This window comes from Embleya sp. NPDC055664, from assembly GCF_053618075.1.
Genome location: NZ_JBSHGZ010000038.1, coordinates 49,323 through 62,934, shown reverse-complemented (window position 1 = coordinate 62,934; position 13,612 = coordinate 49,323). Strand labels below are relative to the sequence as shown.

Here is a 13,612-nt window from a genome sequence, read left to right as displayed (position 1 = left end):
CACGTTCGTGTACACCGTGTTCGGTGCCACCGCGACGTCCGAGGTCCACCAGTCGTTGATCCGGGTTCCGGGAGGGGTCGCCCACTGCCCATCCGGTGGCAGGACCGGGCGCGTTGGTGGCCGTCGCGGCGGCCGACGGATGCCGGAACCCGGCAGACGGGCCGCGGCTGATCGACTTCGGGATCGCCTACCTGGGCGGCGCGACCTCGCTCACCCGCGCGTCGCAAACGCTCGGCTCGATCGCCTTCATGTCGTCGGAGCAGTTCGACTCGGCCGAAGTCGGTCCGGCCAGCGATGTGTTCTCGTGTGGGATCGTCCTCGCCTACGCGTCGAGTGCCAAGTTGCCGTTCGGCGAGGGGCCGTTGCCGCTTTTGCTGGCGAACATCACGCTCCGTGAGCCCGATCTCGACGGTGTACCACAGGAGTTCCGGAGCTTCATTCGGGCATGTCTGCTCAAGCGCCCACAGGACCGGCCACTGCCGAGGGAACTCGTGGCGGAACTGGACAAGATGGTCGACACCGCGGATCCGAGTCGAGAAGCGGCGGCCTGGTTGCCCGCCGATGTCGCCCATCAGGTGATGCGTGTGGCCACGGACGTGCTCGGCTCGGACTGGGACGCGCAGGGTGTGGCACGCGACAGCGGAGATCCCGACCGCCGGGATTCGGCGCAGGCCGCGAACCCCTGGCTCGGACTGACTCCCGGCGGCCCCTCGACATCCGTGGCGCCCGTGCCGCTTTCCGGCGTCGCATCCGATTCCGTCCCGCCGACGCAGCACAGGCTCCCGCGCATCCCCGGTCCTCCCGCACCCGGAATGTACGACGACCATGCCGAGGCGCCGACCTCGACTCGGCGGCCGACGGATTCGGCCGACCGTCCGGCCGGCCCGAGTCGCCGACGGGCGCTCTACCTCGGTGTCGGCGCCCTGGCAGTCGGGCTGCCTGCTGCGGCGTTCCTGCAACAACGCCGCGATACGAAGCCGAGCACACCGGCCGGTCCTCCCGTGCTCTGGTCCCGCAGTGTCGGCTCTCCTGCCCGGCCGCTCGGCACTCCGGTCGTGTCCGGCGGCCGGGTCTTCGTCAGTGTCGCGGGGAAGGAACTCGCCGCCCTCGACGCCCGTACCGGGCAAGAACTCTGGCGCGTCCCCACCTTCGATCCCGCGTTGGAAGAGGTCCCCGTCCCGCACATGGTGCCCGTCGTGACCAACGGCCTCGTGTGCGTCGTCGACGCAAACCCCCGCACGACCGGCGTGGAACAGGACACGGGGCGGATCCGCTGGCGGGTCGAGACGGCCCCGAACCAGTCCCCCGGCTTCGGCGTCGACGGGGGGTTGCTGTGCTGGTGGAACATGACCCCTGGCGCCGATGACGCCTCTTTCTGGGCGGTCGAGCCGGCCAACGGCCAGGTCCAGTGGGGCCTCAATCTGAAAACGAGACTGTCCGCCGCGCCCACCGCGTCGGGGGATGTCACGTATCTGGTCACCAACGGCGGTGGGTTGATCGCCATCGACCTGGTGAAACACCGGGAGAGGTGGCGAACCGAGCCGCAGAGCTCCGGCGGAGCCTCGCCTCCGTTTCGCGGGAATGTGGCGTCCCCGGCCGGCTCCGTCTGCTGGATGCCCGCTTCGGGTCGCATCGATGCGGCGGACCCTCGGACCGGCGCCTTGCAGTGGAGTACGACGGTCCCCGGGCGATTCGACAACCTCGGCACCGTGGTGGCCGCCGACGGTACGTTGTTCACGTCCAGCACCGATGGCTTCGTCACCGCGCCGGCCGCCGTGTCGGGGGCGCAACGCTGGTCGCGTGCACTCACCGGGCCGCTCACGACGCCCGCGGTCGACGGCGGGGTCATGTACGTCGCCTCGACGAAAGGCCTGACCGCACTGGACGCCGGCAACGGCCACGTGAAGTGGACCGTCCCGGAGGCCAGGGGCGGATCGGCGCGAATCTGCGTCAAGGACCGCGTCGTGTACGTTGCGGACGACGCCGGAGCGCTGCGGGCGATCGCCGTCTGACCGACCACGAGCCCGCCGCCGGCCGCGGACTGGGACTCACCAGGCGGCAACCCACTGTCGGTTCGTGCCTGGGGACGCCGAACTGGTTCCGAGCAGAGGAAAAGGTGTCGACCGTGAGCTCGGCCGCATCGTGGCCGTGAAGGTGTTGCCGGTCGAACCGACTCGTCAGGCGCAGTTCCGTCAGCGGTTTCGGCGCGAGGCGCGGACCGGCGCTGCGCTCTCCCACCACGGCGTGGGCTTGGTCCACCGGGACATCAAGCCGTCGAAAGTCGTGGTCACCGCATCCGGTGCGGTCACGGTGCTCGGCTTCGGCATCGCCAAGGTGCTCGCGGAGACGACGCCGCCATCGGGCTCATGGTCGGCATGCGCGACGTGCGCGCACTTCTCGACGGCCAGGCAGGGATGCTCGGCCGCGGGTACCGTCCGACGCCGGCCGGTGCGACCTGTCGGCCAGGCTTGCCGGGTGGGATGGAGAACGACCTCGTGCCGTGGAGCCGTCGCGGGCGGCCGCGCGGGGCGCGGAATGGTGCCGGTCGGCTCGTCGCCTGGGCGAACCTCATCCGGCGTACGGCCCTGTCACCGTCGGGCGCCTGCGGACCAGGTGTGCGCGCCAACATCACGTCGACCTCGGGCGACCGCGTCGCACCCGCCCGCGCCCTGACTGGCGCTTCGCCGTCGACGTCGGGTGGGGCCGCACCGCCTCTCCTGCTCCCATGTCGTGTCGTGTCCGGGTCCATGAAGATTGCCGCCGCCACCGACCTGCGTTCCCGGGGGATATACCCATGAACGTTCGGCAACTCGCTGCTCTTGGCGTGCGACCGCGCGGGCGAGGCGCCGAGCCGATCGTGTTTCCGGAGCTCGCACCGACCGGGTACGCGCCCCGCATGACGGCCGACGCTCCCCACCTGTGGGTGGCCGCGGATGACGCGATCACCCTTCGAGACCGCCATCCGCTCCGTGGCGGGGGTTGGCGTCGGGCGCGAGCGGTCGATCCGCCGTCGTCGAGTCCTGGCCATGGATGACCTTGAGCGGGGCACACTCACCCCCGGGAAACGCACCACACCGCCCCCGCCGGCAGGCAAGACCCATTCGCCGTCCGGGCTCGATCCCGATGTCCCGGGTCGGCGGGCGGGGCGGGTTTCCCCCGCGATGCGTCGCGGTTGTTGTCGTCGTCGTTACGGCACGAAGGAGTGCCGGTGGCCCGGGGAGTGATCCGGTGAGCGAACGAATTGGACTGGCCGAGGTGTTGGCGGCGGCGGAGGGTGCCGCGCCGGTGCGTTCCCTCGATGTCGTGGCACGCAACCTGCGCGAGCGTTTCGACGCGCGATACGTGTCCTTCCTGTTCGTCGACGTCGTCGGACGACGGCTGCTCCGGGTCAACGAGGCCCCTGATACCGACCACGAGCACCACACCGAAGAGGTCCCCCTCGCCGGCCGCAGCGTCTACGACGAGGTCCTGCGCGCCCAGAAACCGGTCGTCACGCCCCAGGGTGAGCAGGGGTACCGGGTACTCGCCCCCGTCACCAACCGCGGCGACACCATCGGTGTCCTGGAGCTGTTCCTCACCCACGTCACCGAGGACGTGCCGGCCCGGGTCGAGGAGGCCGCACACGCGCTGGCGTACATCATCGTCACCGACCGCCGCTTCACCGACCTCTATCACTGGGGCAACCGCACCACCACCGTCAGCCTGGCCGCGGAGATCCAACGCCAACTGCTGCCCTCCGCCCCCACCTGCGAGGCCCCCGAATTCACCCTCGCCGGCGCCCTGGTCCCCGCCTCCGACATAGCCGGCGACACCTACGACTACTCCCTCGACCACGACACCCTGCACCTGTCCGTCACCGACGCCATGGGTCACGACGTCGACGCCTCGCTCATGGCCACCCTCCTCGTCAACGCCTCCCGAGGCGCCCGCCGGGCCGGAGTCGATCTCGTCGAGCAGGCCCGCCAGACCCACCAGGCCCTCCTCGACCACGGCCGACAATCCTTCGCCACCGGCCAACTCCTGCGCATCGCCCTCGACGGAAGCAGCGTCCGACTCGTCAACGCCGGCCATCCCTGGCCCCTGCGACTGCGCGACGGAACGGTCGAAACACTGCGCCTGGCAGTGAACCTGCCCTTCGGCGTCGTCGGACAGGGCGCGTACCGTGTACAGGAACTCGACCTGCGCCCCGGCGACCGCCTACTGCTCCACACCGACGGTATGCAGGAACGCCAAGCGCATACCGTCGACCTGTCCGGCCTCGTCCGCAAAACCGCCGCCGAGCACCCGCGCGAGGTCGTCAGCACACTGGTCGCCGCCGTGGCCGATGCCTACGACGGCAAACCGCCCAAGGACGACGCCACGGTCCTGTGCCTGGACTGGCACGGCCCCCGACCGGGCCCCGGCCCCGAGAGCCGGCACCCGGACTCGTCCCGAACCTCGTACGGTCAAAGCTGATCATCGAGGGCGCCGCGCAGGTGGTTCGCGCGGCGCCCCGGCCGACCCCGCCGGGCCGCTTCGCCGCGGTCACGGCAGGCAGGGCGAGATCGTTCTCGACACGTGTGCCGGAACCCCGCCCGGACATGCACGGGCCACACGTTCCGCGGGGGTTCAGTCGGCGAGGAGTTGGGTGCGCAATCCCGCGAGAGTGCGGGCCAGGAGACGGGAGACGTGCATCTGGGAAATGCCCAGGCGTTCACCGATCTGGGACTGTGTCAGGTCCTGGCCGAAGCGCATGGACAGGATGTCGCGTTCGCGCTGCGGGAGCGCCGCGATCAGCGGCTTGAGGGTGTGCAGGTTTTCGGCGAGGTCGTATCCGGGGTCGACGAACGAGGCGCGCGAGGCGTGGACTTCGGTGGGGCCGTCGTCGCCGGTCGGGGCGTCGAGGGAGGCGGCCGTATAGCCCGCGGCGGCGGTCAGGCCCTCGACGACCTCCTCGACGCCGATGCCGAGCTTGTCGGCGAGTTCGGCGGGGGTCGGTTCGCGGTCGTGTTCGGTGGTGAACGCGTCGCGGGCCTTGGCCAGTTCCAGACGCAGTTCCTGCAGGCGTCGTGGGACGTGCACGGCCCAGGAGGTGTCCCGGAAGAAGCGCTTGATCTCGCCGGAGATGGTGGGGACGGCGAAGGTGGGGAACTCGACGTCGTAGGAGGGATCGAAGCGGTCGATGGCCTTGATCAGGCCGATCGTGCCGACCTGGACCATTTCCTCCGCGGTCTCCGGGCGCGAGCGGAAGCGCCCCGCGACGAATCGCACCAGGGGGAGGTTGAGTTCGATCAGGGTGTTGCGCACGTACTGGTACTCGTGCGTGCCCTCTTCCAACACCCGCAGCCGGTCGAAAAAGATCTTCGACATCGCCCGCGCGTCGGTCGCCGAGACGCTGCCGGGATCGTCGACGATCGGCAGTTCGGCGAAAGCGCCGTCCTCGGCGGCGGTCGCAGTCGTGTCGGGAACCGGGAAGGCGGTCGCGGCGGTGCGGTTCATGTCGGCGTCCTCCTGTTTTCGGACCGGCGGTGGGCCGGAGCATTGTGCCCCACACTGCGGGGCGTACACCCGTTCGGGGGGTCGGATTCCGCGCCGACGACAGTGCCGCGTTCCTCGCCCCACCGGGGCCGACGTCCGAAATACGGCATTCGCGGCGCCGAGTGCCGATCCACTCGATCGGGTGACGCTTGAGGCGCCGGCGGCCGGGCAGGTGTGCGGGCACGACGGCGTCGATTTCGGGGAGAGGTTGGTCGATGGTGTACGAACCGGCAGGTCACGGGCTCTGGGATGGATTCGCGGATTCCTGCTTCGACTCCGCGCTCGTTGATCGTCCGGACAAGGACGTGGGCGAGTCGTTCCGTATCCGTGCGCGTGGGCCGGGGCCGCACTGCGGCACCGTCCACCATCGGCCCACGTGCCTGTGAGAAAGGTCATGCCCTGGCGTCGTCGAACCCTCGTCCGCCGGCGCGTGCCGCGACGGACCGGGGCTTGTGCCCAGGCCCGTCGAGCCGTACGAGCCACCCTCGCCGACTGGGGTTGGAACGAGGATCGTGTGGCTGCGGCCGTCCTCGTCCTGTCGGAGATGTTGACCAACGCACAGCTGCACACCGACGGGGAAGTGGTCCTGGCCGTGCGCCGGACCGCGCGCGGGGTGCGGTTGTCCGTCACCGACGCCGATCCCCGGACGCCGACCCGACGCGACACCGGCCCCGAACACCAAGGTGGGTTCGGCCTGCACATCCTGGACACCATCACCACCGACTGGGGCATTCGCAAACACCGGGGCGGCAAGACCGTCTGGGCCGACTTGGTCGGCCCCCACCCCGGCGCGCGCCGGCATCCGCGTCCGGTGCGCCCCGGACTCGGGGCCGCCACGATCCGGGCGGCGCTTGGCTCGATGCGTCGGGCGGGTCCGGCGGTGGCCCGCCGAGCGGCAGTGGCGCGTCGATCGGGGGCATGGGTACGGCGGCGCGGCGACTCCTCGGTGCGCGGGTGGGTCGCGGCGGCGATGCGGAGGCGGATACGGCACGGGGGTTCACGGCTGATGCTGGTAAACGTCCTCGCCGCGGTCCGACTCCGCGCGGCGGACACGCCCGCCGGGGCCGAAAGCAGCGTACGCGGTCGGTGGCTCCGCCCCGGTTGGTGAGCTTGCCGTCGAGGTTCCATTCGACGTTTTCGCGGTAGCCGATGCGCTTCTCGTACCCGGGCCCGTTGGTCGCCTGGCCGGCGCCGAAGCGGTCGACGAGCTCGGCGCCTCGTGCTCTTCCTCGAGACTCGGGACGCGCACCAATTCCCACGTGTGGCCCTTGCTCCGGCCCTGGCGAGGGTGATGGTGCCGAGTTCGTCCGCGTGCGGTGCGGCGTTCGTCGACGTCGGCCGCCCCATGGCCGACACGGACGGCGGGCCGCCGCTCGCTGCACTCGACGGCACCGCCGGCCAGGGCTCCGCGCCGGCGTCGGACCCGCCGGCCGGCTCGCCTGCGGGGCCCTGGGTTCGGTGCTCGCGGAGCAGCACGGGGGCGAGATCGCGCACGTCGGCGACACGATGCCGTCGACGGGCGGGTTCACGGACTGGGCCGGCTGCACGCCCGTCACGGCCGGCCGCCGACAGCGCCCGGGCACGGGCAGCCTGCTCCTGCAGGGCGGATTGCATCGGGCGTGATTCGGCGGCGGCCGACTCCGTGACGTTCCGGCTCGACGACGTCCGGCGTCCGCTGCCCGGCTGCCGACCCGGCCTCGACCGGTTCCTGCGCGGTTGCGCGGACCGAATCATGGCGACGTCCCGCGCCACGCCGACCTGGCAGGAGTGCTTCCGCGCGGCCCTGGACTCCGCGTTCCGAGGCGACGCGGTCGCCCTCGACCAGGTCGCCGCCCGCATGCACATCAGCGGCCGCAGCCTCCAGCGCGGATCGTCCGCCCACGGTACGACCCGGCGTGGCGAGGTCGCGGCCGCCCGCAAGGAACGCGCACTGAGGCTGCTGCGCGAGACCGACCTGCCGCAGCAGGCCATCGCCGCCCGCGTGGGCTACACGGACGCACGTATCCTCCGCCGAGCGATGCGCCGATGGCAGGGCGGGACCCCGCAGCCGGTCCGCGGCGTTCGGGTCGCCGAACATGTCCACGGCCTCGTACACCGTGACCTCGTCGCAAACGTGGCGCGTTCGTCCGTAGGCTTCGGCGGTGTTCGCCTACCTTCTCGCCGCGCTGTTCTTCCTGTTCTGCCTCGTCGGAGTCGTCCGCGACCGACGCCGCTTCGGCAACGCCGTTTTCCTCGGCCTGTCCGTCGTCGCCCTCGTCGTCGGACTGCTCGGCGAACTGCATCGTTTGCCCGAACGCTTCGCCGACGCGGTGACGCTCCTACTCCTGTTCCTACCGGCCCTGGGCCTGCTCCTGCTGTCCGGCGCGCTGGTGTCCAACGGCGTAACGATGGTACGACGGGAGGGAGTTCGTCCCGCGAACCTGCTCTCGTTGCTCGCCGGGCTGACCATCGTCGGCGTGATCGTGCTGCTCGTGACCGCCTTGTTCATCCGCTCGCGCACCCTGATCGTGATCGCCGGCACCGTGGTGCTGGTGGTCGGCTACGTGTCCTTCCTTCTGCTGTGCTTCCTCGGCTACGCCTTCCTCTACGAGCGGTTGCAGGTGCGCCGCTCGGTGGCCTTCGTGGTCGTACTCGGCTCCGGACTGGTCGGCGGCAAGAAGGTCCCGCCCCTGCTGGCCGCCCGACTCGATCGCTCGCGAAGGATCTACGACGCCCAGGTCGCGCGTGGGAACCGGCCCATGCTCATCACGTCGGGCGGCCAAGGCCCGGACGAAGATCTGCCGGAGTCGCACGCGATGGCCGACTATCTCATTGCCCAGGGTGTACCCGCGGAGCGAATCGTGCGCGAGGACCTTTCGCGGAACACCGAGGAGAACCTGCGCTTCAGCAAGACGATCATGACGAAGATCGATCCCGACTACCGGTGCGTGATCATCACCAACAACTTCCACGTCTTCCGTGCCGCACTGACCGCCCGACGTACCGGAGTCCGCGGCCAGGTGGTCGGCGCGCCGACGGCGAAGTACTTCCAACCCAGCGCAACGATCCGCGAGTTCGTCGCGGTGTTCCTGACCTACAAGGTCGTCAACCTCGGCGTGTGCCTGCTCATCGCGGTCTCCGGAGTCGCCGCGTGGCTGTGGCACTGACCGATGCCCGAGCACAAACGGCGGCCCGGCGACGCGCACCGCGACACCGAGCACGCCGACCTCCCGGCCGGATGCGTCGTCGGCGAACAGCCGTCCCCACTGCCGGCCCTCGAACGGATGTCACCGGAACTGGCTTGTGATGGTCGGATCGGTGATCAGGTCGTCGCGGGCCAGGCCGGTGACGCGCAAAAACCTGCCGTCGAGTTCGCACTGCGGTGCGATCGCGAGCCTGGGCAGCAGCCGGGCGAGCACGTCTCGTCGGGCGACGGCGCTGTCGGTGAGTTCGCCGAAGCTGTAGGACGACCAGTAGTCGCGGTAGCGCCCGTTCGGTCCGCCGTCCGCCCACGTCGGGTCGTTGCCGATGCCTGCGACCCCGACGAACAGGTCGATGTCGCGCATCACTTCACTGAACACGAGGGGCGGGATCGTCTCCAGTGGCAGCGGCGCCACGTCGTCCTCCGCGTGCCTGCCCGGCCGGCGGTAGGGACCCCGCTCGCGTGCGCGGTGGCGACCGGCGCGTCGATCCGGTGGAATCGGACCTGGTCGGTGGCGATGTGCAGATGGCTGCCCGAGTCCGTGATCTCGTGGTCGCCGACGGCGCCGATCAGGAATTCGGCGTGCAGGCCCCACTCCGGCAGGCTGCGTATGGCCGGCGGGTACTCGTCGTCGACCGACAATCGCAGTTTGTTCGTCCAGCCCCGGGTGGCCGCCAGGGCGTGGAACAGGTGCTGCCGCAGGACGTGCTCGGCGTACCGGTTGGAGTAGGTCCCGGTGCGCTCCTCGGCGGCGGTAAGCGGGTGGACCTCGCGGTGGGCCTGCCGGAACGGCTGGGTGATCAGGTGGCGTTCGAGCCAGTCACGGGCTGCGAAGACTTCGTCGTGGGGCATCTCGATCGGGTGCCACAAACCGACGGCGGCGCCGGCCGCGGGCTCGATCGCCGTGTCGTCGAGCGTACGCAGCGCGCCGTCGGCATACCCACATGTGCGGCCGTCGACGGTCCACAGCAGGCGCCGCGCGAGGGTTCCCACGAGGGGGTGATCCAGGAACTGTGCACGCCACCGGTCGAAGCGCCAGGAGTGCCGGGCGAGGAAGAGGCGGTCGAGGCGGTCGGACTGCGCGGCGAGCATCTTGGCGATGTCCTTGGCGTCCGCCTTCAGTTCACCGAGTGCGACACCGTGGTCGCGGCGCACGTCGGCGGGCGGCGCTTTGACCACCCGTCCGGCGGCGTTGCGCCAGGCGATGGTCACCGTCCGGCCGGACACGGTCAGTTCCGCGGTGGCCTCGCCGAACCGCTCGACGCGTCGGCCCACTTCGGTAAGCCCGTATCCGGGGACAGCGAGCTCCTCGACCTCGGCCCGGCTCAGACCGAGGTCCGCCGCGCGAGTGTCGAGTGCCGCGCCGACCGCCTTCAGGGTGCCCCGGTAGGTCAATTTCACGGAGAGCCGGGCCAGTTCCCCGACGGCCGCCGGGCCGCCGAGCCGGGAAAGCGCGAAGACCGCCGCGTTGGCCACTTTCGGGCATGGCCGCAGTGGCCGCGTCCACACCGACCTCGGCCGGCACGTCCCGACCGGTCCGCTCCCACTTCTTGGCGGGCTTGGACGCGTCGGCGGTGCGGGCATACGCGAGCAGCCGCTCCCACGCCTCGCCGCCGGCCGCGGCGTCGGCCATCGCCAAGTCGGCCCACGCCTCGCCCGGACTGAGTACGGGGCCGTCCACACGCGCCGGCAGCCGGGCGAGTTCGGGCCGTGTTTCGCGCGATCGGGAGAATTCGGCGCGGCGGCACGCGCGGGACAGGATCGGTGCCGCACGTGGATCCCGCCCCCATCGGCGCTCGGGAGGGCCGTCGGCCGGATGGCGGCCGACGGCCCGTCCGGGGGCGCGCGACGGTATTCGTCCGGCCCCGGACCGCATGGTGCTACCGGAACATGCGATCGCTGCTGTTCGCCATGCGATGGGTGCCGCTGTGTGCGTTCACCCAGTCACGAACCATCTTCACGGCGTTGCCGCACTGCCAGTTGTCGTCGTAGTCGCGCACCCCCGTGTAAGCCCCGTAACCCGCGATGATGCCGTCCACGCGTGCGTCACCCAGGAGCTTGTCGACGTACCACGGATCGTTGTAGGTGGTCGTCCAGGACAGGGTGGCCGCGAGTCGCCCGGCGGCGCGGTCCCCGGCGCCCTTCTTCAATTCGGCGCACGTGTTCCAGGTGGCCTCGGTGCAGTTGCCGAACCCCTTGGAGATGTCGCTGTCGCCGTAGTCCATCACCCGCCGGCCGGCCGGAAATCCGGAACCGGATCGGGCGAAAGCGTTTTGGACCTGGTCGCGGGTCCCGGTCGTGGTGATGCCCTCCAGTGGGCCGAGCCTGCCCTCCAGGCTCTTCCAGCCCCTGCCGCCGACGTCCGGGGTGTTGCCGCCGTGGTACTCGTAGAAGCCGTAGAGCACCTGGATCCCGGCATTGGTCAACCGCTGCGCCTTGTCCCGCAGTCCGGCGACACTGCACGTGCGGTTCGGCGCCTCCCCGCAGTAGTTCGGGTCCTTGATGTCCAGCCACACCAGCGCCAGCCGGCGCCCGCGATTGGCGTTGGACAAAATCCGGTCGATCATCGAGTCGAAACTGGGGCCCAACCGATTCTCACCGGCCGACGAACAGTCGTGCCAGGCACGCCACTCGTTCGGATTCCACCAGGCGCAGACATCGATCTCGATGGCGTTCGCACCGTGGTTGATCGCGGCGTCCACGCCGTCGAGTGTGTCGACGCGATGCGCGATGTCATAGATCGCCTGACGCTGATCGGCCGCTGCCGCCGGAGTCGTCCCGAGTGCGGTGGTGGCGAGGAGACCGCACAGGGCGGCCATCAGCGCCAGTAACGTCCGTGGGCGGGTGACACGCCACAGGTGAGGGGTCAAGGAAGCACTCCTTCGTATCGGCTTGCCGAAGCGCACAACCATTGGTCGTCGACATTCACGTCGGCGTCGGCGTCGCGCGCGGGGCGCGCCGGATCGGCTGCCGTGGGTTGCGGCAAAAAACGCTCGCTCGATGAGCCGATCGGGGTCCCGATCGTGATCACCGCAACCTCGTGGGCAGTTGACGAGTCGGCTGCCGGCGCCGGGTTCTCGACGCGAGCATCCACAAACGTCACGCCGCGGTCACGCGTCAGGTTGCATCGGGATTTCGTACGGCCGCCGTGTCGTTCCCACGGAAGCTGCGCCCCATGGCTGCGGCCGGCGCCACTGCGGTGCCGGCGGTACCGGCGTCGTGGCCGGACCGGCGCACCATGCCACGAACACTCCCCGGTACGGGGCCGGTCGGCTTCACGGTCGCTGACAGTCGCCATCCCGTCGGTGATCGTTGCGGGGCTCGCGAGCCCATGGTGCAGGGCCGTCGCCTCGCCGGTGCCCCTGTCCGCGTCCCCCGTCCCCGGGGAAGCGCCCGGATCGTCCGCCTCCTCGAAGGCGCAAGCCCTGACCGGGGGCGGAGCCGATTCCCTGGCGGTGGGTGCTTCTGGAGGACAAGGGCGTGTTGCCGCCCGGTCGGCGGCCGGTGTTCGAGCGGATCGCGCGGGGGGAGTCCGTCCCCGATCGGGTCCGGCCCGAGGACACCGACACCATCGAGTCGGCCGGCGGGATGCGGCTCGCTTCGGTCCGCCGGTCGTTGCCGCAGAGCTTGGGCGGCCTCTCAAGTACCGACACGACGGCGAGCCAGGCCGGCCAGGAGGGGTCCTTCCACCGGGAGACGGTGTGGTCGCCGGCCGGCGCGTCGGTCGCCAGGAGGACGACCGTGAGGACGACGGCGGCGCCGAGGCCGATCCAGGCGAACTCCAGGTCGAAGGTGGAGAACATGCCGTGAGGCACCTTTCAGGGGTGTGGGTCACGGGCCCGCCGCTCGGGGCGGCACGCCGGGTCAGAGGATCGGAAGGATGAAGCCCAGGCAGTCGTCGACGTGCCTCACCGGCTGTGTCTCGTCCGAGCCGCTCCATTCGATGAGTGCCGTGTCGACGGCCGTGGCGACCAGTGCGGCCAGGCAGGACAGTTCACCTTCGGTGTAGGCCGTTCTCGAGTTGGCGGCGATGAAGGCGCCGACGACTCGGGCGAGGGGGTCTCGCCCGTAGGCTCGTTTCACCTGAAGGCCGGGGTTGTCCCGTACGAGCCGAAGCCGTGTTCGGAGAACGCCCAGTTCGCTCTCGGGAAGGGTCAGGGCCGCCTCGATGGCCGCTTTCAGCCTCGCCGAGACCGAACCCTGCCGCGGAAGCTGTTCGAGCCGTGCGGAAAGCCGCCATGAAATGTCGTCGAGTCCCTCCCAGACGATCTGTTGTTTCGTGGGGTAGAAGCGGGCCAGGCTGGACCTGCTGATCCCTACGGCGGCTGCGATCTGCGCCGTACTGACCTCCTCGAACCCGAGTTCCTCGAGAAGGGCCAGCGCAGCGTCTCTCACATGGAAGCGGTCGATGTGAGCCGGCCGCCCCCTGGTGGCGCTCTCGGTCAAGGTTCCCTCCAGATTATAGAACAGCGTCTCATTAATCCTATCCTCTCGCGGCGGCGACATGGCGGACGGCGCCGGCGAGGCCGGCGGGTCACCCGCCAATGCTTGTCGCAGCCCGGCGGTCCGAATGCGCTCACGCGCGAATCCCCCGCCCAACTGCCGCCTGTGCCGACCTGCCGACTCTCGGGCAAGCCCGCTCCGCCGTCCGACTCACCCGACCTCGGACACCGTCGACAGGCTCGCCGATGCCTCCCCAGACGCGGAGGCCGTCACCTCTTCCCCATTATCGGACAGCGTGCTAAAAATGCTTTCGCGAGGTCGAGAGGTCGCGGCGAACACCACTCCGCATCCGAGACCCGCATCGCCCGAGCTTCGCCGAACGGTGTGAACCCGCACGGGGTCGTTCGCGCCAAGCTCGGGAGACATTCAATGTTCGGATAGTGCCGGGCTCGTCGAGAGCCGGCATCGAGA

Annotated in this window: 11 protein-coding genes and 1 pseudogene; 6 read left to right on the top strand and 6 right to left on the bottom strand. The window is 70.3% G+C overall.

Going from position 1 to position 13,612, the window contains the following annotated elements; translation table 11 throughout:
- The first annotated feature begins 95 nt into the window (after positions 1-95).
- Positions 96-2,012: an outer membrane protein assembly factor BamB family protein gene (locus ACWGR4_RS39490; protein WP_452129007.1), complete on the top strand. Its 1,917-nt coding sequence runs from the start codon at positions 96-98 to the stop codon at positions 2,010-2,012.
- Positions 2,013-3,228: 1,216 nt separating this feature from the next.
- Positions 3,229-4,455 carry a PP2C family protein-serine/threonine phosphatase gene (locus ACWGR4_RS39485; RefSeq protein ID WP_452129006.1) on the top strand — a complete coding sequence of 409 codons (1,227 nt, stop codon included), beginning with the start codon at positions 3,229-3,231 and terminating at the stop codon, positions 4,453-4,455.
- Positions 4,456-4,608: 153 nt separating this feature from the next.
- On the opposite strand, the gene ACWGR4_RS39480 is transcribed toward ACWGR4_RS39485, so the two are convergent.
- Complete coding sequence (locus ACWGR4_RS39480) at positions 4,609-5,478, bottom strand: RNA polymerase sigma factor SigF (RefSeq protein ID WP_380004913.1); 870 nt, start codon at positions 5,476-5,478, stop codon at positions 4,609-4,611.
- Positions 5,479-5,911: 433 nt separating this feature from the next.
- Here ACWGR4_RS39480 and ACWGR4_RS39475 point away from each other — a divergent pair, with 433 nt between their 5' ends.
- The 3 genes and pseudogenes from ACWGR4_RS39475 (at position 5,912) to ACWGR4_RS39465 (ending at position 8,663) form a co-directional block, all read left to right on the top strand.
- A complete protein-coding gene (locus tag ACWGR4_RS39475) occupies positions 5,912-6,625 on the top strand; it encodes an ATP-binding protein (protein ID WP_452129029.1) in 714 nt (237 codons plus the stop codon).
- Between the two features lie 183 nt (positions 6,626-6,808).
- Positions 6,809-7,513 (top strand): annotated as a pseudogene (locus tag ACWGR4_RS39470) (hypothetical protein); the annotation flags it as partial.
- 145 nt (positions 7,514-7,658) lie between these two features.
- Positions 7,659-8,663 carry a YdcF family protein gene (locus ACWGR4_RS39465; protein ID WP_452129005.1) on the top strand — a complete coding sequence of 335 codons (1,005 nt, stop codon included), beginning with the start codon at positions 7,659-7,661 and terminating at the stop codon, positions 8,661-8,663.
- 120 nt (positions 8,664-8,783) lie between these two features.
- On the opposite strand, the gene ACWGR4_RS39460 is transcribed toward ACWGR4_RS39465, so the two are convergent.
- The 4 genes from ACWGR4_RS39460 to ACWGR4_RS39445 form a co-directional block, all read right to left on the bottom strand.
- Positions 8,784-9,077 carry a hypothetical protein gene (locus ACWGR4_RS39460; RefSeq protein WP_452134307.1) on the bottom strand — a complete coding sequence of 98 codons (294 nt, stop codon included), beginning with the start codon at positions 9,075-9,077 and terminating at the stop codon, positions 8,784-8,786.
- Positions 9,062-10,174, bottom strand: coding sequence for a DUF4132 domain-containing protein (locus tag ACWGR4_RS39455; protein WP_452129003.1), 1,113 nt, complete (start codon positions 10,172-10,174; stop codon positions 9,062-9,064). The genes ACWGR4_RS39460 and ACWGR4_RS39455 overlap by 16 nt, the downstream gene beginning before the upstream one ends.
- A 404-nt stretch (positions 10,175-10,578) precedes the next feature.
- Positions 10,579-11,568 carry a phospholipase gene (locus tag ACWGR4_RS39450; RefSeq protein ID WP_452129002.1) on the bottom strand — a complete coding sequence of 330 codons (990 nt, stop codon included), beginning with the start codon at positions 11,566-11,568 and terminating at the stop codon, positions 10,579-10,581.
- Positions 11,565-11,801, bottom strand: coding sequence for a hypothetical protein (locus tag ACWGR4_RS39445; RefSeq protein ID WP_452129001.1), 237 nt, complete (start codon positions 11,799-11,801; stop codon positions 11,565-11,567). The genes ACWGR4_RS39450 and ACWGR4_RS39445 overlap by 4 nt, the downstream gene beginning before the upstream one ends.
- A 356-nt stretch (positions 11,802-12,157) precedes the next feature.
- On the opposite strand from ACWGR4_RS39445, the gene ACWGR4_RS39440 reads away from it, so the two are divergent.
- Complete coding sequence (locus tag ACWGR4_RS39440) at positions 12,158-12,508, top strand: hypothetical protein (protein WP_452129000.1); 351 nt, start codon at positions 12,158-12,160, stop codon at positions 12,506-12,508.
- Between the two features lie 54 nt (positions 12,509-12,562).
- Here the strand turns inward: ACWGR4_RS39440 and ACWGR4_RS39435 are convergent, their stop codons facing one another.
- Positions 12,563-13,144 (bottom strand): TetR/AcrR family transcriptional regulator, encoded by a 582-nt coding sequence (locus tag ACWGR4_RS39435; RefSeq protein ID WP_452128999.1) that lies wholly within the window; start codon positions 13,142-13,144, stop codon positions 12,563-12,565.
- Positions 13,145-13,612 lie beyond the last annotated feature (468 nt).